This is a genomic window from Paucibacter sp. JuS9 (assembly GCF_044043925.2).
Taxonomy (GTDB): domain Bacteria; phylum Pseudomonadota; class Gammaproteobacteria; order Burkholderiales; family Burkholderiaceae_C; genus JAUASW01.
The window spans coordinates 2,788,887-2,812,001 of the sequence record NZ_CP194172.1 but is presented as its reverse complement, the minus strand read 5'-3'; the positions used below and the strand labels follow the sequence as shown (position 1 = coordinate 2,812,001).

General features: G+C 66.5%; 14 protein-coding genes and 1 other RNA gene. 5 read left to right on the top strand and 10 right to left on the bottom strand.

Annotated elements, in window-relative coordinates:
• Positions 1-78: 78 nt before the first annotated feature.
• The 6 genes from dnaG to argA form a co-directional block, all read right to left on the bottom strand.
• A complete protein-coding gene (gene dnaG, locus ABT392_RS12585) occupies positions 79-2,013 on the bottom strand; it encodes a DNA primase (protein ID WP_334276188.1) in 1,935 nt (644 codons plus the stop codon).
• Positions 2,014-2,017: 4 nt separating this feature from the next.
• Positions 2,018-4,627, bottom strand: a complete 2,610-nt coding sequence (locus ABT392_RS12580) for a putative bifunctional diguanylate cyclase/phosphodiesterase (RefSeq protein ID WP_334276187.1) — start codon at positions 4,625-4,627, stop codon at positions 2,018-2,020.
• 276 nt (positions 4,628-4,903) lie between these two features.
• A complete protein-coding gene (locus tag ABT392_RS12575; RefSeq protein WP_334276186.1) occupies positions 4,904-5,203 on the bottom strand; it encodes an H-NS histone family protein in 300 nt (99 codons plus the stop codon).
• Between the two features lie 116 nt (positions 5,204-5,319).
• Positions 5,320-6,360: an extracellular solute-binding protein gene (locus ABT392_RS12570; protein WP_334276185.1), complete on the bottom strand. Its 1,041-nt coding sequence runs from the start codon at positions 6,358-6,360 to the stop codon at positions 5,320-5,322.
• Positions 6,361-6,451: 91 nt separating this feature from the next.
• Positions 6,452-6,724 (bottom strand): oxidative damage protection protein, encoded by a 273-nt coding sequence (locus tag ABT392_RS12565; RefSeq protein ID WP_334276184.1) that lies wholly within the window; start codon positions 6,722-6,724, stop codon positions 6,452-6,454.
• Between the two features lie 99 nt (positions 6,725-6,823).
• On the bottom strand, positions 6,824-8,164 hold the full coding sequence (gene argA, locus ABT392_RS12560; RefSeq protein ID WP_395385612.1) for an amino-acid N-acetyltransferase: 1,341 nt from the start codon (positions 8,162-8,164) through the stop codon (positions 6,824-6,826).
• 26 nt (positions 8,165-8,190) lie between these two features.
• On the opposite strand from argA, the gene hrpA reads away from it, so the two are divergent.
• The 3 genes from hrpA to ABT392_RS12545 all read left to right on the top strand — a co-directional run bounded on the left by hrpA (position 8,191) and on the right by ABT392_RS12545 (position 16,538).
• The gene (hrpA, locus tag ABT392_RS12555; protein ID WP_464970789.1) at positions 8,191-12,108 is read left to right on the top strand and encodes an ATP-dependent RNA helicase HrpA; all 3,918 of its coding nucleotides are present in this window, start codon (positions 8,191-8,193) and stop codon (positions 12,106-12,108) included.
• A gap of 129 nt (positions 12,109-12,237) precedes the next feature.
• Positions 12,238-14,100, top strand: coding sequence for an HDOD domain-containing protein (locus ABT392_RS12550; RefSeq protein ID WP_464970788.1), 1,863 nt, complete (start codon positions 12,238-12,240; stop codon positions 14,098-14,100).
• A gap of 17 nt (positions 14,101-14,117) precedes the next feature.
• Complete coding sequence (locus ABT392_RS12545; RefSeq protein ID WP_395385615.1) at positions 14,118-16,538, top strand: protein kinase domain-containing protein; 2,421 nt, start codon at positions 14,118-14,120, stop codon at positions 16,536-16,538.
• A 10-nt stretch (positions 16,539-16,548) separates the two neighbouring features.
• Here ABT392_RS12545 and ABT392_RS12540 read toward each other — a convergent pair whose 3' ends face one another.
• The 4 genes from ABT392_RS12540 to ABT392_RS12525 form a co-directional block, all read right to left on the bottom strand.
• Positions 16,549-16,725 carry a hypothetical protein gene (locus tag ABT392_RS12540; RefSeq protein WP_334276180.1) on the bottom strand — a complete coding sequence of 59 codons (177 nt, stop codon included), beginning with the start codon at positions 16,723-16,725 and terminating at the stop codon, positions 16,549-16,551.
• Positions 16,726-16,869: 144 nt separating this feature from the next.
• Positions 16,870-16,967, bottom strand: an RNA gene (gene ffs / locus ABT392_RS12535) — signal recognition particle sRNA small type.
• Positions 16,968-17,008: 41 nt separating this feature from the next.
• Entirely contained in the window at positions 17,009-17,386 is a 378-nt protein-coding gene (locus ABT392_RS12530; RefSeq protein WP_395385616.1) for a SirB2 family protein, read from the bottom strand.
• A 22-nt stretch (positions 17,387-17,408) separates the two neighbouring features.
• Positions 17,409-18,533: an AIR synthase-related protein gene (locus tag ABT392_RS12525; RefSeq protein WP_395385617.1), complete on the bottom strand. Its 1,125-nt coding sequence runs from the start codon at positions 18,531-18,533 to the stop codon at positions 17,409-17,411.
• Between the two features lie 85 nt (positions 18,534-18,618).
• Between ABT392_RS12525 and ABT392_RS12520 the strand changes: the two genes are divergently transcribed.
• Together ABT392_RS12520 and dnaX are read left to right on the top strand one after the other, a co-directional pair.
• The gene (locus ABT392_RS12520) at positions 18,619-21,081 is read left to right on the top strand and encodes an O-linked N-acetylglucosamine transferase family protein (protein WP_395385618.1); all 2,463 of its coding nucleotides are present in this window, start codon (positions 18,619-18,621) and stop codon (positions 21,079-21,081) included.
• A 68-nt stretch (positions 21,082-21,149) separates the two neighbouring features.
• Positions 21,150-23,114, top strand: coding sequence for a DNA polymerase III subunit gamma/tau (dnaX, locus tag ABT392_RS12515; protein ID WP_395385619.1), 1,965 nt, complete (start codon positions 21,150-21,152; stop codon positions 23,112-23,114).
• The last annotated feature ends 1 nt before the right edge of the window (position 23,115 follow it).

Below are 23,115 nucleotides of genomic sequence, written 5' to 3'. Positions count from 1 at the left end.
AGGCTGCCGTCACTCTTGACGACGCGCGCGAAAACCCTGAATTATCGCCGATTTGTCGAGCAGTTTCAAAAAAATGGCTCAAGCAGCCGGCCTGAGCTGCTTCAGGAGCCGGATCTGCTCGTTCAGCTCGCGGTAGCGGCCAAGGTCTGCGGCGGCGCCGGCGCTGGTGATCAGGCGCTGTTCTTCCTCCAGTCGCGCGATCAGCATCGCTCGGAGCACGGCGCGCAAATCGTCCAGCGCCGCCTCCTCGGCATGGTCCCAGCCGCCCAGGGCCTGGACCTGCTCGATCAAGCCTTCGTCGATCAGGGCTGCCTCGACCACGGTCCAGGCGCCCGGACCATGGTTGACCAGGAAGCGCTCCAGCCAGGCCACCAGCGAACCATGCGGCTCCGGCAGCTCATGCAGGAGGCTCTGGTCTTCAGGGCTGAGCTGCTCCCACCAGACACTGTTGAGCAGCAGCATGCGCAGTGCGACATCGGCCGGGCCGGCCGGAGCGCGCCGCGGAAAGCGCGGCATGTCTGCGTCGGGGTCGCGCTTCCAGTCCTTGCGCCAGGGCTTGCGTTGCGAAGCCTGCTGCTGAAGCTTGCGGCGCGGGGGCTGTTGTGGTGCCGGATGATGCTCGTCAATCGGGCCGAAGTACTCGGGCGGTGGCCCCTCGGTCATCGCGTGCTCGGGAGGGCTGTGGGAAGGCGATGGCCGGGCCGTCGCGACCTGCCAGAAGGACATCAGCTCCTGATCCGGCAGTTGCGCCTTCTTGGCCAGTTCGCCCAGCAACTGGCGCTTGAGCAGGCCATCGGGCAGCGCCAGCCACAAGGGCTTGGCACGGGCGAGCATCCGGGCCCGGCCCTCGGCGCTGGAGAGATCGCAGCCTTCGGCGCTGGTATCGACCAGTTGGCGCGACAGCGGCACCGCGGCCTCGATGCAGCGCTCGAAGGCATCCGCTCCGAGCTCGCGCACATAGGAGTCCGGGTCGTGCTCGGTCGGCAGGAACAGGAAGCGCACCGTGCGCATCTCGTTGATGTGCGGCAGCGAGGCTTCCAGCGCACGCACGGCGGCGCGCCGTCCGGCGGCGTCGCCATCGAAACTGAACACGACCGAGTCAGTGAAACGGAACAGCTTCTGCACATGGTCGGCCGTGCAGGCGGTACCCAGCGTGGCCACGGCATTGCCGAAACCGTGCTGGGCGAGCGCGACCACGTCCATATAGCCTTCGACGACCAGCGCATAGCCGCGCTGCCGGAAGGCCGCCCGGCCTTCAAACAGGCCATAGAGCTCGCGGCCCTTGTGGAACACCGGCGTCTCGGGCGAGTTCAGGTATTTGGGCTCGCCCTTGTCCAGCACGCGGCCGCCAAAGCCTATGGTCTCGCCCTGCACATTGCGGATCGGGAACATCACGCGGTCGCGAAAGCGGTCATACCTTTTTGCCTCGCCGCCTTCCTGCTCCGCCTCGTGCAGGATCACCAGGCCCGATTCCACGAGCAGCGGCTCGTCATACGACGGGAAGGCGCTGGCCAGCGCGCGCCAGCCTTCGGGCGCATAGCCCAGGCCGAAGCGCGCGGCGATCTGGCCGCTCAGGCCGCGGCCCTTGAGGTATTCGACGGCGCGCTGATTGCCCTTGAGCTGCATGCGGTAGTGGGCCGCAGCGCGCTCGAGCGTTTCGCTCAGCGTGGCCTGGTGCTTCTTGTGCTCGGCGGCGCGTTCACGATCCTGCGGCGAGCGCTCGTCGCTGGGCACCTGCATGCCGGCGCCTTGCGCCAGCTCCTGCACGGCCTCGACAAAACCGAGGCCGCTGTACTCCATCAGGAAGCTGATCGCATTGCCGTTCACGCCGCAGCCGAAGCAGTGATAGAACTGCTTGGACGGGCTGACCGAGAAGCTCGGCGATTTCTCGCCGTGGAAGGGGCAAAGCCCCATCAGGTTGGCGCCACCCTTTTTCAGTTCGACGTGACGGCTCACCACATCGACGATGTCGGTGCGGGCCAGCAGGTCCTGAATAAAGCCGGGTGGAATCACCCTTTCAGTCTACCGTGATGGGCTGCCGCACCGGGCCCGGCCAGCCTCCGCGCACAAAGCCCTGAACCCAGGCGGCGACCTCGTCGGCCGGCATCGGCGAGGCGATGCCGCTGCCCTGGCCCTGGGTGCATCCCAGCTTCAGGAGCGCCTGAGCGTGGGCGGGTGATTCCACCCCTTCCGCTATCACGCCACAGCCAAAACTCTGGGCCAGCTTGATGACGCCTTCCACGATGGCGCGGTCCTGCTCATCGGCCAGCATGCTTTGCACGAAGGAGCGGTCGATCTTCAGCACATCCACCGGCAGGCGCTTCAGGTAGGTGAGGTTGGCATAGCCGGTGCCGAAATCGTCGAGCGCAGATCGCACACCCAGGCGGCGGCAGCGTTGCAAGAGCGCATGTGTGGCATCGACATCGGCCAGGGCGGCCGATTCGAGCACCTCCAGCGTCAGGTGGTGAGCGACCAGCGGGTCATGCCGCCCCAGCAACTCCTGCAGCCGCTGGCCGAAATCGGCACTTTGCAGATGCCGGGCCGCCACGTTGACACTGACGTCCAGCCGCAGGCCCAGGCCAAGCCAGGCGGCCGATTGCTTGAGGGCCTGCTCGATCACCCAGTCGCCCACCCGCACACCGAGGCCCGTGCCTTCCAGCAGCGGCAGGAAGTGTGCCGGTGCCAGCAGGCCGCGCTGCGGATGCTGCCAGCGCAGCAAGGCTTCCACGCCCAGCACCTTGGCATGGCGCATGTCGACCTTGGGCTGGTAGTACAGGCGCAGCTCCTGCGAGTCGAGCGCTTCCTGCATGCGCGCCAGGGCCAGGGCCTGGGCTTCCTTGCGGGCACGCTTCTCGGTGTCGAAGAAACGGGCGGCATCGCGGCCATTGCGCTTGACCTGGTGCAGCGCCTGTGTGGCGTGGCGAAGCAGGGTCTCGCCATCGCTCGGGTCCAGCGGATAGAGCGTGGCACCGATGCTGGCGGTCAGGCTCAGGGGGGCTGAACTGCCCGGCAGCACATGCGGTGCGCGCAGCACATTGAGCAGGCGCTCCAGCGCCAGTTGCGCCTCCTCCTGGTTGCGGCAGCGCAGTACCAGGGCGAACTCGTCGCCATTGAGCCGGGCCAGCAAGTCGCGCCATTGGGGTGCGCTGCGCAGCGCGTGCAGCAGGCGCTGTGCCACCTGATGGATCAGCTGATCGCCGGCCGCCTGGCCATGGCGCTCATTGAGCTGACGAAAGCCGTCCAGGTCCACGCAGCAGACGCAGAGCATGAAGCCCTCGCGCTGGCTCAGCGGCAGTGCCTCTTCCAGCATGTGCAGCAGCTCGCGGTGGGTGGGCAGTCCGGTCAGGTGGTCTTGCCGGGCTTGCTGGGCCAGTTCATCGGGCAATGGCTGGCTGCGGCTGTCGGCCAGCGTGAGCACGTGATAGCGCGCCGGTCCCGCCGCTTCCTGGACGCTGGAGAGCGTGAGTTGGAAGGCGCACAGCTCGCCGTCGCTGCGGCGCACGCGGATCTGCCCTTGCCAGAGCCCGGTGGCGCGCAAGGTCTCGCGTACGACTGCAAGGTCGTGGCCGGCATCGCCGAGTACTGCGCTACTCAGGGGGAGGGCCGGCTGCTTCAAGAGGCGCTCGCGCTCAGCCCTGAGCATTCGGCAGTAGCTGGGGTTGACGTCGACGACCATGAACTGCGGATCGACGACAGCCAGGCCCTCGTTCAGGTGCTGGAACAGGTGGGTGGCCAGCCGTTGGCGCTCTGCCGAGCTGCGCTCCCAGTCCACGTCATGCAAGAGGGTGCGCAGGCGCTCAGCCTTGCCATGGCGGTCTCGCCTGAGCACTTGAAGATGCAGGCGGAAGTCGCGCCATTCGCCACCAGGCTTGATGCGCAGTCGCAGTGTGGTGTCGAAGGATTCCTTGCCGGGCTGGGTTTGCAGCTCCTGCAGGCTTGCCAGGATCGCTGAGCGGTCCAGCGGGTGGCTGTGCTCCAGCCAGCCCAGCCAGTCGCCTTCGGCGCCGGCCCATGCCTGCCAGTTGGCGGAAGCCTGCTTGTGACCAGTCTGCAAATCCCATTCACAGGTCCCGCTGCTGGTCTGGTCGGTCAGGCCCTGCCAGGCGAGTTGTTCCAGCTGCGACTGCTGATAGCGCCGCCCCAGCCAAAGAATGGGCAGTCCCAGACCCAGCACACCCAGGGCGCGGCCCGCAACTCCGAGCCACAGTGATCCGCTCAGGATGTCTGGCGCGACCGGTTCGCTGAGGCTGCGCAGTGCCAGCAAGCCCAGGCTGCTCAGCAAGGGAGGCAGTGCGACGCCAAACACCAGGAAGGCGAGGCGGCCCGACCAGCGGTCCAGTGAGCGCCAGGGCATTTGCCGCAAAAGCATCGCGCCCAGGCCCGGGCCGAGCAATTCGGCAATGGCCTGGAAAAATGCCCACTGCAGGGGCAGATTCCCGAGCAAACCCAACAGCAGCGAAGCGCAAAACAAGGCCGGCAGCAATCGCGGGCCCACGAGGCTCAAGCCCGCCAGGGCCAGGCCGGTGCCGATCAGGTATTCATGGCCGGCCGGGCTCGCCAATATTGTCGGCAGACCAGCCAGAAAATAGGCCAGACCGATCAGCCACGGCGCCAGCCAGTTGGGCATTTTCCGGCGCGCACGGGGCAAGCCAGCATCACCATCGGTCGGCGGGGGCAACAAATCGTCCACGGGAATTGTCAGGCAGGCGGGGCTACAGCAGGCGGCGATGCTAGCAGTGGGTAATGCCCATGCGGGCCGAATATCCCCGGCGGGGCCTGCAAATGGGTGGCAGAGCAAACCCGCGGTGGCTTGGCGGGGCTATTGGCCAGACCGTGCAAAAAGAAAGCCGCCCGAAGGGCGGCTCTTTCAATCAATGCGCTGTCTTGTCCTGTGCGGGCAGGCTCAGACGTGGAAGTCGTCCAGCTTGGCGCCGCCGGAGATTGCGGCCTTCAACCACTTGGGCTGCAGGCCCCGGCCGCTCCAGGTTTCGCCGGTCGCCTTGTTGCGATACTTGGCAGCCACCTTGGTGGTGGACTTGGCGGCCTTGGCGGGGCGGCTGTTCAAATCGGCGATCGTCAGCCCATATTCGGACATCAACGATTTGACCTTGTTGATCGCGTCGGCGCGCTCGCGGTCCTTGGTTTCGGAAATTTGTTGATCGAGTGCGGCGCGTTGGGCCAGCAGGTCTTTGAGCAAAGCCATCGGTGCAAATCCTCGCAAGTTATCAAGAGCCAGCGGTCTGGATTGGCCGATTATAGACACGACCGCCGGCAAACATACTGCGGTGAATATGCAACGAAAGTCACTCGGGCACGGTTTTATTTGAATCCGGCACGGTCCAGCATTTGCTGCACCTTGGGGAAATTCGAGCCAACCACGGCAATCGGGATGGTTTCGGTCTTGAAACTACCCATGGCATCCAGGGCCGGGTTGGCGGGGCGCACGCCCGGCACCGCCGGCCATTCATTGTTGCCATTGGCGAAATAGTTCTGGGCTTCCGTGCTGCTCAGATATTCCAGGAACCTGATGGCGACTTCGCGGTTCTTTGTGTGGCGGGCCACGGCGCCGCCAGCGATATTCACATGGGTGCCCCAGGTCTGCTGGTTGGGGAACACATAGCCGATCTTCTCCACGGCTTCCCTGTCCTCGGGCTTGCTCGAGCGCATCATGCGAGCCAGGTAATAACTGTTGGTCAGGCCTATCGTGCATTCGCCGCTGGCCACGGCCTTGATCTGGTCGGTATCGCCGCCCTTGGGTTCACGCGCCATATTGGCCACCATGCCCTTGAGCAGGGTTTCGGTGCGCTCAGGCCCCAGATGCTCATGCAGCGAGCCGAACAGGGAGAGGTTGTAGGGATGCGAGCCCGAGCGGGTGCACAGGCGGCCCTTGTTCTTCGGGTCTCCGAGGTCCTGGTAGGTCTGCACATCGGCCTTCTTCACGGCCAGCTTGTTGTAGACGACCATGCGAGCGCGGGTCGAGAGACCGAACCAGGCCGTACCAGCGGCCGTGGGTGCCGCGCGCAGTTGGGCGGGGATGCGCTCTTCCAGCACGGCAGACTTGATCGGCAGGAACAAGCCGGTGGCTTCGGCCTGCCAGAGGCGCGCCGCATCGACCAGAAGCACCACATCGGCCGGACTGGCCGCGCCTTCGCTCTTCAGGCGGGCCAGGAGGCCGGCATCGTCGGTGTCCACCCGGTTGATCTTGATGCCGGTGGCCTTGGTGAAGTTGGCATACAGCGCTTCGTCCGTCTGGTAGTGACGGGCCGAGTACAGATTGAGCACCTTCTCGTCGGCGAGGGCGGCTGTGGCCGGGGACAAGGCGAGGGCGGCAGCCAGCAGGCTGCGGCGGGCGATGGACATGCGAACTCCGGACGTTGGGAATGGTCCGGAGTCTATCTCAAACGAGAATGGTTCTTATTTGAGGAGTGTTAATCAACGGAGCGGGTGAGGCTCATGCGGCCGGCGGGACATAGCCCGCCGGCTGCTCAGCGCCAGCGCCGAAGAAAAACTGCTCCATCTGGCGGGCCAGATATTGGCGGGCGCGCTGGTCGGCCAGGTTCAGGCGGTTCTCGTTCACCAGCATGGTCTGGTGCTTCATCCAGGCGGCCCAGGCTTCCTTGCTGACGTTGTCCCAGATGCGCTTGCCCAGCTCACCAGGATAGGGCGCGAAATCCAGGCCCTCGCCTTCCTTCTTCAGATAGATGCATTGAACGGTGCGAGCCATGAGAAACCTCGAATTCGATGGAGAGAAAGAGAATGGCGCGCACTGTAGCGCGCCGACAAAAGCCTGGTTTCAGCTCAGCTTCTTGGCGAAAAACAGAACTTAGCTGAGTTTTTTCACCAGCACCTGCGAGCGCCGGTCCCAGTTGTACTTGCGCTTGCGTTCCTCGGGCAGCCAGTCCGGGTCGACCTGCACGAAGCCGCGCTTGATGAACCAATGCATGGTGCGGGTGGTCAGGACGAAGATGCTCGAGAGGCCCATGGCCTTGGCGCGCTGCTCGACGCGCTTCAAGATGCGGTCGCCATCACCCTGGCCTTGCACTGCCGGAGAGACCGTCAGCGCCGCCATCTCCGCGGTCTTGGCTTCCACGTAAGGGTAGAGCGCCGCGCAGCCGAAGATCACGCCGTCATGCTCGATCACCGTGTAGAGCTCGATGTCGCGCTCGATCTCGGTGCGGTCGCGCTTGACCAGGGTGCCATCGCGCTCGAAGGGCTCGATCAGCGTCAGGATGCCGCCTATGTCGTCCGAACTTGCTTCACGCAGGCTTTCCAGTTTTTCGTCCACCACCATGGTGCCGATGCCGTCGTGGGTGTAAACCTCCTGCAGCACGGCACCATCCACGGCCAGCGGCAGGATGTGCGAGCGCTCGACGCCGGCCTCGCAGGCCTTGACGCAATGCTGCAGGTAGAAGGCCACGTCGGTGGGTGAAGTGGGCCGGGGCAGCCGGGCCAGCATGCGCTTGGCATCGGCCACGGCCAATTCGGTGTCGATGGCGCTTTCCGGGTCGTCCGGGTTCTCGCGCACGCCCGGCACTTCACAGACAAACAAGAGCTTGTCGGCCTGCAGGGCGATGGCGGTGCTGGTTGCCACGTCTTCCATCGTCAGGTTGAAGGCCTCGCCGGTGGGCGAAAAGCCGAAGGGAGACAGCAGGACGATGGCGCCGATGTCCAGCACGCGCTGGATCGCCGAGGCGTCGACCTTGCGGACCACGCCGCTGTGCTGGAAATCCACGCCGTCCACGATGCCCACGGGTCGTGCGGTCAGGAAGTTGCCCGAGACCACACGCACCGCGGCGTTGGCCATGGGCGTGTTGGGCAGGCCCTGCGAGAACGCGGCCTCGATCTCGAAGCGCAGTTGGCCGGCGGCCTCCTGGGCGCAATCGAGGGCAATCGCGTCCGTGATGCGGATGCCGTGGCTGTAGCGGGGCATCTGGCCCTTGGCGGCCAGTTGCTCGTTCACCTGCGGCCGGAAGCCGTGGACCAGCACCAGGTTGATGCCCATGGCGTGCAGGATGGACAGGTCCTGCACAAAATGGTTCAGCTTGCCGGCCTCGACCAGCTCACCGGTCATCCCGATGACGAAGGTTTCTCCTCGGTAGGCATGGATGTAGGGCGCGACCGAGCGAAACCAGGGGACGAAGGTGTGGGGGAAAACCAGGCTCATGTGCGAATTGTGCCGCAGCGTGTGCCATGGCCAGCCAGACACGGCGGGGCGCTGATAATCCGCGCCTCGTGAAAGAAAAGACAGCTCCCACATCCGCAGCGGCCAAGGCCCCCGCGGCGGCTCCGCGGCGCCAGCCTATCCAGGCCAACCCGCTGCCCCCCATCACCTTCCCCGATTCGCTGCCGGTCTCCAGCCGGCGCGAGGAAATCGCGCGGGCGATCTCTGAGCACCAGGTCGTCATCGTCTGCGGCGAGACGGGCTCGGGCAAGACCACGCAACTGCCCAAGATCGCGCTGGCTCTGAGGCGCGGTCGCGCCAATACCGGCAAGCTGATCGGCCACACGCAGCCGCGGCGGATTGCCGCGTCCAGCGTGGCCAAGCGCATTGCCGAGGAGCTGAAGACGCCGCTCGGCGAAATCGTCGGCTACAAGGTGCGCTTCCAGGACCGGCTGCAGCCGGGCGCTTCGGTCAAGCTGATGACCGACGGCATCCTGCTGGCCGAGACGCAGACCGACCCGCTGCTGAAGGCCTACGACACCATCATCATCGACGAGGCCCATGAGCGCTCGTTGAACATCGACTTCCTGCTCGGTTATCTGCGCGAGGTGCTGCCGCGCCGGCCGGACCTGAAGGTGATCGTCACCTCGGCCACGATTGACGCCGACCGCTTCGCCAACCACTTTGCTTCGGCCAAGGGGCCGGCGCCGGTCTTGATGGTCTCGGGCCGCACCTTCCCGGTGGAGCAGCGCTACCGGCCCTTCGAGGAATCGCGCGAGTACGACCTGAACAACGCGATCACCGATGCGGTGGATGAACTGTGGCGTGAGGGCTCGGGCGATGTGCTCGTCTTCCTGCCCGGCGAGCGCGAGATCCGCGAGGCGGCCGAGGCGCTGCGCAAGCACCACCCGCCGGGTGTCGAGGTCTTGCCGCTGTTTGCAAGGCTTTCGCAGCAGGAGCAGGACAAGGTCTTCGAGCCGCACGGCCAGCGCCGCATCGTGCTGGCCACCAATGTGGCCGAGACCTCGCTGACGGTGCCCGGCATCCGCTATGTGATCGACCCGGGCCTGGCCCGGGTCAAGCGCTACAGCTATCGCAACAAGGTTGAGCAGCTGCAGATCGAGCCGACCAGCCAGGCGGCGGCCAACCAGCGCGCCGGCCGCTGCGGCCGCGTCTCCAACGGCATCTGCATCCGGCTCTACGAAGAGAAGGAATTCAACGAGCGCCCGCGCTTCACCGACCCGGAAATCCTGCGCTCCTCGCTGGCCGGCGTGATCCTGCGCATGAAGGCCCTGCACCTGGGTCAGGTGGAGGAGTTCCCCTTCATCGAAGCACCGCCACGCAAGGCGATTGCCGACGGCTACCAGTTGCTCGCCGAACTGGGCGCCGTGGATGATCAGAACGAGCTGACCGCCATCGGCAAGGAGCTTGCCAAGCTGCCGCTGGACCCGCGTGTGGGCCGCATGATCCTGGAAGCCCGTACGCGTGACGCGCTGACCGAGGTGCTGATCATTGCCAGCGCGCTCACCGGCCAGGACGTGCGCGACCGGCCGATGGAGCAGCAACAGGCCGCTGACGAAAAGCACAAGAAGTTCGACGACGAGAAGAGCGAATTCAACGGCTATCTGAAACTGTGGAAATGGCTGGAGGAGTCGCGCGGAGGTCAGGGCGAGCACAAGCTTTCCAACCGTCGCCACGAGCAGCTCCTGCGCGAGAACTTCGTCAGCCCGCGCCGCGTGCGTGAGTGGCGTGACATCCATTCGCAATTGCATACCGTGGTGGCCGAGCATGGCTGGCGGCTCAACGGCGCTCCGGCCACCTACGAGCAGGTGCATCTGTCGATGCTGGCCGGCCTCCTGGGCAACATCGGCCTGAAGGCTGATGACGACGACTGGTACCTCGGCGCGCGCGGCATCAAGTTCTGGCGCCATCCGGGTGCGCACCTTTCCAAGAAGCCGGGCCGCTGGATCGTGGCGGCCGAGCTGGTGGACACCACGCGGCTGTTCGGGCGAGGCATCGCCGCCATCGAGCCGCAATGGCTGCCGGGCATCGCCGGCCACCTGATCAAGACCCAGTTGCTGGAACCGCATTGGGAGAAGAAGGCGGCCGAGGTGATCGCGCTGGAGCGGGCCACGCTCTACGGCATCGTCATCTACAGCAACCGGCGCGTGAACTTCGGCAATGTCGATGCGGCCGCTGCGCGGGAGATCTTCATCCGCGAGGCGCTCGTCAACGGCGAGTGGGAAACACGGCTGCCCTTTCTTGCGCACAACCAGCGGCAGGTGAAGAAGGTCGAGGAGCTGGAACACAAGTCGCGCCGCCAGGACGTGCTGGTGGACGACGAGCTGATCTACGCCTTCTACGACCAGCAACTGCCGGCCGACGTGCATTCGGGCGCCACGCTGGAGCGCTGGTATCGCCACGCGAGCAAGGCCAACGACAAGCTCCTGATGCTCAGCCGCGAAGAGTTGATGCGGCACGAGGCTGCCGGCATCACGGGCAATGCCTTCCCGAAGACACTGCGCCTGGGCGGCGTGGACTGCTCGGTCAGCTATCTGCACGAGCCGGGCGATGCGCGTGACGGCGTGACCGTCAACGTGCCGATCTATGCCTTGAACCAGGTCAGCGAGGAGCGCTGCGAATGGCTGGTGCCCGGCATGCTGGAGGCCAAGGTGATGGCGCTGCTCAAGAGCCTGCACCAGAAGCCGCGCGCGCGCCTGGTGCCGCTGCCGGACTTTGTGGCCGAGTTCGTCGAGTTGAATCCGTTCGGGCAGGGCGGCTTGGTCGAGATGCTCTTGAAGGCGGTGAAGGAGCGCACCCAGCTGGCAATCCAGAAGAACGACTTCAAGCTGGAGCAACTGCAGCCGCATCTGTTCATGAATTTCCGCGTCGTCGACGAGCATGGCCGGCAACTGGGCCAGGGCCGCAACCTCGCGGCACTGAAAGCCGAGCTGGGCTCGCAGGCGCGCTCGGCCTTCCAGGCCTTGGCCGCGCTGAAGCTGCCGGCGGCTGCGCCTGTTGCCTTACCCGCTGCGCCAGCGGCCAAGGGCGGCGTGCGGGCCGAGGTGGCCGCGACCAAGGCGCCCGTCAAGGATGCCAGCGCCCAGTACACGGCCTGGACCTTCGGTGAGCTGCCTGAGCTGATGGAAGTCAAGCGCGGCCCGCAAACCTTGATTGGTTTCCCGGCCTTGATCGATCGCGGTGCGCATGTGGAGATCGAAGTCTTCGACGAGCCCGAGGTGGCGGCGGCCCGGCATCGCCTGGGCCTGCGTCGCCTGGTGGCCTTGCAGCTGAAAGAGCCGCTGAAGTACCTCGAGAAGAACATCCCCGACCTGCAGAAGATGGCCGTGGCCTTCATGAGCCTTGGCACGCCCGAGGACCTGCGCGACCAGATCATTGGCGTGGCGCTGGACCGGGCCTTTCTCGCCGAGCCGCTGCCGGCCGACGAGTTCGCGTTCAAGCGCTGCATCGAGGAGGGCCGCGCCCGCCTCAACCTGATCGCACAAGAAGTGGCCCGCCTGACACTGCAGATCCTGCTTGACTACCAGGCCGCGCTGCGCAAGCTGAAGGACGCCCGCGCGCCCAAGGAGGCGGCTGAGGACATCAGCGCCCAGTTGCAGCGTCTGATACCGAAAAACTTCGTCAATGCCACGCCCTGGGCGCAGGCCCAGCATTTGCCGCGCTATCTGAAGGCAATCGCCGTGCGCCTGGACAAGCTGCGCGCCGACCCGGCCCGTGACAGCAAACTGCTCGCCGAGTTGCGGCCCCTGGAACAGCGCTACCAGCGCCGCCTGGCCGAGTTGAAGGGTCAGGTCGACGGCCGCATGACCGATTTCCGCTGGCAGCTGGAGGAATTGCGTGTGAGCCTGTTCGCGCAAGAGTTGCGGACACCACAGCCGGTGAGCGCCAAAAGGCTGGACAAAGTCTGGAATCAGCTCACGAGCTGAATCCAGACTTTGCCTTTGAGGCCTACTGCTCAGTAGGCGCAAATTCAGGACCAGTTCTGTCGATTGCCCTCTGCCAGCCCCAGTTCAAATAGAGCAAACTCGAACCAACTGTTTCCAAGCCATTTCGACGTGTCCGATATTCCCAGCGCTCCCGGCAATGCCAGCCAGACTTCGACGCCCTTGAGGCGTTTTGGCCGCTTTGAATTGCGTGCCCTGCTCAACAAGAGCATGCGCAGCATGCTGTGGCTGGTGTTTGACAGCCGCAGCAACCAGGAAATGATGCTGTGCATGCCGCGCCAGGCACCCAACAGCCCGGCGGCGCTGGAGCATTGGCTCAAGATGGCCCAGGGCGGCGCGCGCATCCAGCACCCCAACCTGGCCCATGTGGTGGAGGTCGGACAGGTCGAGCAATGGCCCTACCTGGCCTATGACCGTGCCCTGGGAGAGACGCTGGAAGAGCGCCTGGCCCGCCAGGCCAACCCGCTGCCGCTGGACCTGGCCCACTGGCTGGCGCAGGGCCTGGACGGCCTGGCCTTTGCCCACGAGGCCGGCCACGCCCACCGGGACCTGCAAGCCGCCAGCCTGGTGATCGACGCCGCGGGCCATGTCCGCCTGCTGGGTCTGGAGGTGGCGCAGGAGGTGTTCCCGAGCACGGTGGACTTCAATGCCGTGACCCGTCGTGCCGTGCGCGAAGCGGCCGAGGAAGACGTGGTCTGCATGGGATTGCTGCTGCATCGCGGCCTGGGTGGCCGCCTGGTGCTCGATGTCGCCGACCTGCACGAGGTGGTGCAACGCATGCAGCCACGCGGCCAGGAGATGGTGCGCCTGCCCTTCGAGACGCCGCACCCGATCGCCGCACCGCTGCGCGCCATTGCCAATCGCGCCACGGCGGCGCAGGAGCGTCAGCGCTATCACAGCGCCCGCGTCTTCCTGCGCGCGCTGGAAGGCTGGCGCGCGGCCGCCACTCAGGAGGAGGGCGGCCCTGTGGCTGCCATGATCGACCGCATCCAGCGCCTGGGTCATCTGCCCAGCACCAGCAGCAAGCTCCTGCATGTGGCCCAGTCCAGCTCGATGCAGGCCACGCACACCAGCGCGGTGTCCAACCTGATTCTGGAAGACATGGCCCTGTCGCTGGAAATGCTGCGCCGGGTCAACAATGCCTTGCGCATGCAGGGTGGTGCCGGAGACGGCGCCGTGCTCAACATGCAGCGCGCCATCGCGATGGTCGGCCTCAACGGAGTCGAGCAGGCCGCGCGCGCCGTGAAGCAGTGGCCTGGCATCCTGAATGAGCAGAACGCCGCGCGCATGCGCAGCTTGATGCAGCGCGTGCGCCGTGCCGGCGAGATCGCCCAGGCCTTGCGCCCGGCCGGCTACGACGGCGAGGTGGTCTACCTGATCACCTTGATGCAGAACCTCGGCCGCCTGCTCCTGCAGTACCACTTCCCGGATGACGCTCAGCAGATCAAGCAGCTGATGCAGCCGCCGGAGCCCACCGAAGCCAACCCCAATCCTGCCGGCATGAGCGAGGAAGCGGCGGCCTACGCGGTGCTCGGCACCGACCTGGAGACGCTGGGCGCTGGCGTGGCGCGCTATTGGTCCTTGGGCGACGAGCTCCTGCACATGATCCGGCGCCAGTCGCCAGACGCGCCGGTGAGATCGGCCGATACCGATGCCGATCTGCTGCGCCTGACCTGCAGCCTGGCGAACGAGCTGGTCGATGCGCTGGCGGGGCCGGAAGAGCGGCGCAAGGCTGGTGTCGAGCTGGCCACGCGCCGCTATGCCCGCGTGCTGGGGCTGGGCCTGCGCGAAGTGATGCTGGCCTTGCAGCCGCCGGCACCGAACAACAACGGCGAGCCGGTGCAGCGTGTCGCGGCCACGGCGGAGTCGCCGAATGTTTCGGACTCGCCGCGCCCCTCCGCATTGCGCAGCCGCGTCGCGGCCAGCGAGCTGGGTGGCACCGGTGACGCGGGGCCCCCCGGGGGCAATCGCTGAGCGGGGCGGCATCCACCATGGCTGCCTCCGATTTCAATGCCTCGCTGCCGCCGCAGATCGGCCGCTTCCGACTCTTGCGCCGGCTGGGCGAGGGTGCGCAGGCAACGGTGTGGCTTGCGCATGACCCGCGCCTGGATCGCGAGGTCGCCCTCAAGCTGCTGAGACCGGGCACCGACCCGTCGAGCGTGGACGAATGGCTGCACGAGGCCCGTGCCGTCAGCCGCCTGACCCACGCCAACATCGTGCCGGTGTTCGAGGCCGATGTGCAGGAAGGCCAGGCCTATCTGGTATTCGAGTACGTGGCCGGCCTGACCCTGGCCGAGCAGTTGCATGGCAAGCCCCGGCTCAAGGCGCGCGATGCGGTGGAGCTGATGCTGGGCGTGCTCGATGGCCTGCTGGCTGCGCATGCGGCCGGCGTCGTGCACCGTGACCTCAAGCCCAGCAACATCCTGATCGACGCCAAGGGTCGGCCACGGGTGATGGACTTCGGCATCGCTGCGCGCGTGAGCGATGCCGGCAAGCCGCAGCGCATCGTCGGTACGCCGGGCTATATCTCGCCGGAGGCCGCGCGTGGCGAGGCGCCGGCGCCGGTGATGGATGTGTTCGCGGCCGCCGTGATGCTGGCCGAGATGCTGTCAGGCCAGCGCCTGAACCACGACCCCGATCCCTGGAAGGCGGTGCGCCGCGTCACCGAGCAGGAGTTGCAGCTGCCGAGCGGCTTGAACGCCGATGTGGACGACAAGCTGCGCGCCATCGTCCAGCGTGGCCTGGCGCGCGACGCCCGGGCGCGGTGGCCTTCGGCCAAGGCCATGATGGATGCGCTGGCCGAATGGCTGCATCCCACGGCGCAACTGGCCGCAGACGGCAGCGAAGGCGGCGACCGCGCGGCGCTGGAATTTCTACTGCGCCGGATGCGGCACAAGAGTGACTTCCCGGCGATGTCGGATTCGATCATGCGCATCCAGCGTCTGACCGCTTCCGAGAATGAGAGCCTGGGCAGCCTGTCCAACGAGATCCTCAAGGACGTGGCGCTGACCCACAAGCTGCTGCGCATGGTCAACACCGCGCATTTCAGTCATGCGGGCGGCGGCAGCATTTCCACGGTCTCGCGCGCAGCGGCGCTCATTGGGTTTGGCGGCATCCGCAACCTGGCGCTGTCGCTGATCGTGCTGGAGCGCATGGAGAACAAGGCCCATGCGCAGCAATTGCGAGAAGAGTTCCTGCGCTCTTTGATGGCTGCGTCGCTGGCGCGCGAACTGAGCCCCAATTCGCGCGAGAGCGAAGAGGCGTTTCTGTGCGCGATGTTCCAGAACCTGGGCCGCGCGCTGACCGAGTTCTATTTCCCGGAAGAGGCTCAGCAGGTGCGCCGCATGGTGCGGCCCGAGCGCAAGACGGGCGGGCCGCAGAACCTGGCGGCGCCGGTCAGCGAGGCATTGGCCTCCACCCAGGTGCTGGGCCTGAGCTACGAGCAACTGGGTCTGGGCGTGGCGCGCCAATGGGGGCTGCCTGACATCCTGCAGCGCGCCATGCGCCGGCCCGAGGGCGAGCCGCCGGCCAAGCTGATGGACAACCCGGTCGAGCGCCAGCGCTGGCTGGCCCGGGCTGCCAATGACGTGGCCGATGTGATCTTGCAGAGCGACCCGAGCGAGGCGCATGCCAAGGTGCGAGCGATGGCGCAGCGCTATTCACGCGCGCTGGGCATCACCGCGGATGCCTTTGACCAGGCGGCAGATCAGGCGCGCCAGAAGCTGTCGCAACTGGCCGTGGCCATGGACATCCTGCCGGCCAAGAATTCACCGGCGCAGAGGCTGCTGGCGCCCTTGACGCCAGCGCCCAGCGATTCGCTCTCGCCGCATCAGTTGCATGCAACCTTCGAGGCCACGCAGGTGTTGCAGCAACCGCAATCGCGCGAGCAGATCGCGCAAGTGCTGGCGGCCGGCATCCAGGACATCACCGATGCCATGGTCGAGAGCGTCAAGCTCAACGAGATCCTGCGCATGGTGCTCGAGACCATGTATCGCGGCCTCGGCTTTGATCGCGTGGTCTTCTGCCTGCGGGATGCGCGCACCGAAACCCTGACCGGCCGCTTTGGCCTGGGCTCGGGCGTGGAAGCGGTCGTGCCCTTGTTCAAGGTGCCCTTGCGCGTGGCGACCGGGGCCTTGCCCGACCTGTTCAGCGCGGTGGCCCTGAAGGGCGCGGACACCTTGATCGCCGACGCTTCCTTGCCCAATATCGCCGAGCGGCTGCCGGTCTGGCATCGGCAGGACTTGCGGGCCGGCAGCTTCCTGCTGCTGCCCATGGCGCTGAAGGGCGCGCCGTTTGCGCTGATCTATGCCGACAAGCCCGAGCCCGGCAGCATCGACCTCGGTGAGAAGGAGCTCTCGCTCCTTCGCACGCTGCGCAATCAGGCGGTGATGGCCTTCCGTCAGGCCAGCTGAAGGCCTGGCCTCAGCGGCGGTCGTGACGGCCGTCGCGGTCGCCCTGGTAGCTGCCGTGATAGCCACCGCGGTGGTCGCCGTAGTCGCGATGACGGTGGTGATGCCCGCCCGGCAAGACGATGCAGCCACTCAGGATCGTGGAGAGCAGGACCGTGGTGATGGCCAGCAGGGTGCGACGCGACTTCATTTGAGGGCTCCGTTGTGGGTGTGAACGTGAGCTGTCAACGAGGGCCAATGCGCATGCGAGGACGCGCGCGGCCGACTCTTACCAAGCGATACATCCGCCGGTGAAGGAAGTCAGGGGGAGGAAAGACGGGAGAAAGAAGGGAGGGTTGACGAGCCTTACCCCCGGCACTGGTCACAACGGCTAGGGCTGCTTGGTTCCCCACCTGACCCGGTTGGCCGCGCTTCCATGCGAGGAGGCCCGTCAGCGCGCATTGTATGCGAGCCGCGAGGCCCTCCCCATGAAGTCAGAGACCCAGCAGGCCTTGGCGCATATAGGCCGCTGCCATTGCATACGCCATCGCCAGCACCGCAGCAAGGTAGCCGAGCGAACGTTGCGGGTGAGCGCCGAAGGCAATGTGGGCGCAGGCGAAATAGACCAGGAGTGCGATCAGCTTGCCGAGCAGCCAGCCATCGCGCGGGATGCTGTAGTACAGCGACCCCCAGAGGCTGAGGCCGGTGATGATCATCAGCGTGTTGGCACCGAACACGAGGATCAGGATCGGCCCTTCCTTGGCCCATTGCACACCCAGCTGATAGGCCAGGCCCCGGCCGAAGAACAGCAGCATGCTCGCCCACGCCATCACGACGTGGAGCTTGACCATCTGCGGGTAGAACCAGTCCATTTCGGTCCCGGTGACAGCGGTCTCAGCGCAGCTGCAGGTCGTCGTCGCTGAAACGGATGTCCAGCGGTTCGATCAGCAGCTGTTTCGGGCCTTCTTCCAGGGCCCCGGCCACCCAGGCGTTGATGCCGCAGGCCTTGGAGATTTCAACGGTGCGCGCGGCATCTTCCGCCTTGACGAAGATGGCAAAACCGGCGCCCATGTTCAGCGTGGAATAGGCTTCGCGGTCATCCTGCTTGGCCTGCTCCTGCATGAACTTCAAGACCGGTGTGACCGGCGGCACCGTGTGGATGCGGTAGGTGAACTGCGCCGGGTGGCGCAAGAGCTTGCGCCAGCCGTGACCGGTGATGTTGGCGCAGTAATGCGGCGTGATGCCGGCCTTGTACAGCGCTTCGGTCACGGGCGAATAAAGCACGGTGGGCGCCAGCAGCGCTTCGCCATACGTGAGGCCGGGCTCGATCTCGGTCAGGTAGCCCTTGGGCAGGCGCTCGACCAGCTTGCGCGCCAGAGACAGGCCATTGGCATGGATGCCGCTGGAGGCGAGCAGCACGATGGCGTCGCCTGCGCCGAGCTTGTCGCCCACCGAGAGGCGTTCCTTGGGATTGATCAGGCCGGTGCAGGAAGCCGCCAGGTCGATGCGGCCGTCTTCAACGATGCCGGCCAGCGCCGGTGTTTCGCCGCCGCCCCAGGCGACCTGGCAGGTGTCGCAGGCCTTCTTCCAGCCTTCGACCAGGGCCTGCGAGCGCAGCTTGTCGCCGAACCAGTCGGAGCCACCGGCGGCCCAGTAGGCCTGCACCACCAGCGGCGTGGCGCCGACGGTGATCAGGTCGTTGATCGCCATGGCGATCGTGTCTTGCGCGATGCCGGCAAAGAAGCTCTTGCCGGTCAGCTTGGCCATCTCGTCGGCCACCAGGGTCTTGGTGCCCAGGCATTCGACGATGGAGGCCAGGTAGAAGGGGCCCACATCCACCACATAGGCCGACTCGCCGCGCGAGGCCAGCACCTCCGTGAAGCCATGGCCGCCCAGGTGGGCGCCGGTGGCCGCGGCCGCGCGCTGCGCAGCGATCTTCATCGGATCGATCAGGTCGTAATTGACCCCCGCTTGTTCATAGCTGAGGGTGTCGGGGGAAGAGGGGGCGTGCGAGCTCATAACGCGGGATTATCGTTCAGTGAAATCGATGCAAGCGCCTTGCTACACTGCGCGGCCGTTGAAAGCGGCTAGACAAGAGGTTGACTTGAAGACGGACAGAAACGCGCCTTGCCCTTGCGGCAGCGGACTGAAGTACAAGAAGTGCCACGGCAACCCGCTGGCCCCGGCTCCAGCGCCTGCAGTGCCCGTGGTGGCCGCCAGCAGTGCGGCAATCCTGATGCCGGAGCGTGTGTTCGCACAAGCCCTTGAACACCACACCGGCGGTGAGCTGGTCCAGGCTGCCGCGCTCTACCAGGACCTGCTGCTGGCCCATCCCCGCAACCCTGATGTCCTGCACAACCTCGGACTGGTGCTGTTTCAGCAGGGTGACTTCGATGCTGCACTGGAGCAGATCCAGAGGGCGATTTCCTTCGCGCCGGCACGGCTGGAATTCATCGCCAGCCGCGCGGCCCTGAAGGTGTCGCGCGGTGAGCATGCCGAAGCTGTTGCTGACTACGAGCGCGTTGGTGGTGCCCTTGACGGCGATGCGCTGCACAACTACTCGGTTGCCCTGGGTCGCCTGGGCCGTACGCAGGCTGCGCTGGCGGTCTGCCGGCAGCGCATTGCGCAGGCGCCGGCCGACGCACGCGCCCACGGCCAGCTCGGCAACCTGCTGACCGATGCCGGGCAGTTCGAAGCGGCAGAGCGGGCCTATCGCGAGGCGCTGCGGCTGCGCGCTGACGACAGCGCGACCCACAGCAATATGCTGCTGATGCTCAACTACAGCGAGCATCTCGATGCTGCTGCCCTGCTGCGGGAACATCGCGCCTACGGGGAGCAGCATGGCGGCATCTGGCACAGCCTGCCGCCGCTTCATGCCAATGAGCGTACGGTGTCGCGGCGCCTGCGCATCGGTTTCCTGTCGCCTGATTTCGGCGAGCATCCGGTGGGCTATCTGTTCGAGCCCCTGCTGGCCAATCTTGACCAAAGCCGCTTCGAGCCTTTGCTGTACGCCACGCGCCAGCGCAACGATGCACTGAGCCACCGCCTGCGTGCCACCGGCGCGGCCTGGCGCGAATGCCATGCACTGAGTGATGCTGAGCTGGTCGGACTGCTGCGCCGAGACCGCGTCGATGTGCTGATCGATCTCGCAGGCCACACGGCCGGGAACCGCCTTGCCGCCATGGCCCGCGGTGCGGCGCCGGTCCAGATCAGCTATCTGGGCTATCCCACAACGACCGGCCTGGCGGCCATCGGCCATCGTTTCAGCGATGCCCTGATCGATCCGCCCGGCAGCGATGCTGGCACCGAGCAGACATTGCATCTGACGGGTGGCATGTTCCGTTACGCACCTCCGCCTGAAGCGCCAGAGGTGAGCCCGCCGCCGTTGCTGAACGACGGCCGCGCGACCTTCGGCTGCTACTGCAATTTCTCCAAGGTCACGGCGGGCACCCTGGCGCTATGGGCTCAGGTCCTGAAGGCGACACCAGCTTCGCGCCTGCTGCTCAAGGCGGCAGCCTTGGCTGATGCGGACACTGCAGCCGGCTTGCTGAGCCGTCTGGCGGCGCTCGGCGTTGCAGCGGAGCGCGTGCAGCTGCTGGGCTGGACAGGCTATGCCGAGCATCTCGCGGACTATGCCCGCATTGACGTGATGCTGGACACCTCGCCGTTCAATCTCGCCGGCAATACCTGCGAGGCGCTGTGGATGGGCGTGCCGGTCGTCAGCCTGCGCGGTGCCCGGCCCGCTGCCCGCATGGGCGCGTCGCTGCTCACTGCAGCAGGCCGGCCCGAGTGGGTGGCCGAGGATGAAAACCAGTTCGTGCAGGTCGCCTGCCAGTTGGTCAAGGACGCCAAGGCGCTGGCCGCCTTGCGGGTCGGCCAGCGCCAGGCCTTGCGCGCGTCAAGCTTGCTGGACGGCGCCAGCCTGGCGCGCCAGATCGAGGACCATTGCCAGCGCCTGTTCGCGGCCTGGGCTGCGCAGGCCCAGCCCCTGGCTGCACAGGCGCGCGGCGTGCTCCATGTGGGCTGTGGCAGCCCGGAGGCAGGCAAGCTGCCGGCCTATTTCGATGCCTCGATCTGGCGTGAACTGCGCCTGGACATCGACAAGCAGGTGGCGCCCGACTTCGTTGCATCGACCACCGACATGCATGTCGTGCCAGCCAGCAGCATGCAGGCGCTGTACTCCTCGCACAATGTCGAGCATCTCTATGTCAGCGAGGTGCCCAAGGCGCTGGGCGAGTTCCTGCGGGTGCTGGAGCCGGGGGGCTTCGCCTTGATCACGGTGCCTGACCTGAAGGCCGCTGCCGAGCGCGTGCTCCGCGACGAGCAGGAGCTGCCCATGTATCAGTCGCCGGCCGGCCCGATCAATGCGCTGGACATGATCTATGGCTATGCGCCCTTTGTCGAAGGCGGCAATGCCTTCATGATCCACAAGACCGGTTTTACCTGCCGTTCACTGGCCCAGGCGCTCACGCAGGCCGGGTTTGAGCGGGTGGTCGTACGTTCGCACGGCTTTGCCCTCTGGGCCGTGGCCTTCAAGCCGGCGGCCGGCGATGGCCAGCGCCCGTAAAATCCGCAGCTGAGCGTGCTGCATGCACGCCGCGGGGTTTCAAGCACCGCGCAGCAATAAGGTCATCCATGAGTTACCAGGTCCTCGCCCGCAAGTACCGCCCCCACAGCTTTGAAGAGCTGCGGGGCCAAGAGCATGTGGTGCAGGCCTTGGCCAATGCGCTCACGCAGCAGCGGCTGCATCACGCCTATCTGTTCACCGGCACCCGGGGGGTGGGCAAGACCACGGTGTCGCGGATCCTGGCCAAGAGCCTCAACTGCACCGGCGCCGACGGCCAGGGCACGATCACGGCCCGACCCTGTGGCCTGTGCGAGGCCTGCCGCGATATCGATGCCGGCCGATTTGTCGACTATGTCGAGCTCGACGCGGCCTCGAACCGCGGCGTCGAGGAGATCTCGCAGCTGCTTGATCAGGCGGTCTACAAGCCGGTTGTCGGGCGCTTCAAGGTCTACATGATCGACGAAGTCCACATGCTCTCGAACACCGCCTTCAACGCGATGCTGAAGACGCTGGAGGAGCCGCCGGAGTACCTGAAGTTCGTGCTGGCCACGACCGACCCGCAGAAGGTGCCGGTGACGGTGCTGTCGCGCTGCCTGCAGTTCAATCTGCGCCCGATGGCGCCGCAGACGGTGCTCTCGCACCTGACCAGCGTGCTGCAGGCCGAGAACGTGCAAGCCGAGCCTGGCGCCTTGCGCCTGCTGGCCCGAGCCGCTCGCGGCTCGATGCGCGATGCGCTGTCCCTGACCGACCAGGCGATTGCCTTCGGTGCTGGCAGCCTGGCCGAGGCCGGCGTGCGCCAGATGCTGGGTACGGTGGACCGGGGCCATGTGGTGGCCATCCTTGATGCGCTGGTCGCTGCCAGCGGCCCTGATGTGGTGGCGCAGGCCGATGCCTTGCGCGACCTGGGACTCTCGGCCGCCGGCACGCTGGAAGACCTGGCCAGCCTTCTGCAGCAGATCGCCGTGGCCCAGGCGGCGCCGGCCGCGCTGGACGACGCCGACCCCGACAGCGCCGAAGCCCGCCGCCTGGCCGCCTCCTTGCCGGCCGACGAGGTGCAACTGATGTACAGCATGGCCCTGCATGGCCGTGCCGAACTGGGCCTGTCGCCCGACGAATACGCCGGCCTCCTGATGGTGCTCTTGCGCATGCTGGCCTTCCGGCCCGGTGGCGCGCAGCTGCCGCGTGGCGAGGCCGCTGCGCCGAAGCCGGCGAGCGCGCCGCTGCTGCGCAGCACGGCGGCCGTGGCAACGGTGCCTGTGGCGGCTGTTGCACCGCTGGTGATGGCCAGTGCACCCGTGCCCGCACCCGCACCCGTGCCCGCGCCTGTGCCTGTGCCTGTGCCCGTGCCCGTGCCCGTGCCCGCGCCCGCGCCCGTTGCAGCCGCACCTGCGCCAACACCGGTGGCCTCGAGGCCGGCGCCCGCCGACCTTGACGGCCCCAGCGCCCGCCTACGCCCGCGCCCGGTCGTCCATGTCGAACCCGAGCCTGAAGTGCATGCGGGTGGCGATGAGCCGCCGCCGTGGCTGGACGATGCCCCCATGGCAGACGACGAAGGTCAGCCGTTTGCTGAAGCGCCGGCTCCAGCGGCCACCGCCACAAGCGCCAAGACCTATGCCTCGACCGCTGGCAATGAACCTGAGCTGCAGCCCACGCCCGAGGGCGAGCGCTGGCATCTGCTGGTCAAGGACCTGGGCCTGACGGCGCTGGCCCGCGAGCTGGCCATGCAGGCTCAATGCCTGGGCGAGCAGGGCGGTGTCTGGCGCCTGCGCGTCGAGCGTGAGTCGCTGCGGCAGCCGGCATTGCAAGACAAGCTGCAGGCCGCGCTCAGCGCTGCACTGGGCTCGCCGCAGACTGTCGAGCTGGAAGTCGGCATCGCCACCGATTCGCCTTCCCTGCGCGAGCTGGCCGCCACGCAGGCGCGCCAGCGCGCTGCCGAGAAAATCATTCTTCAAGACCCGGATGTGCTGCGCCTGATGAGCCAGTACCGCACCGCGCGCATCGTGCCCGGGTCGATCAAACCGCTGAATTCCTAGG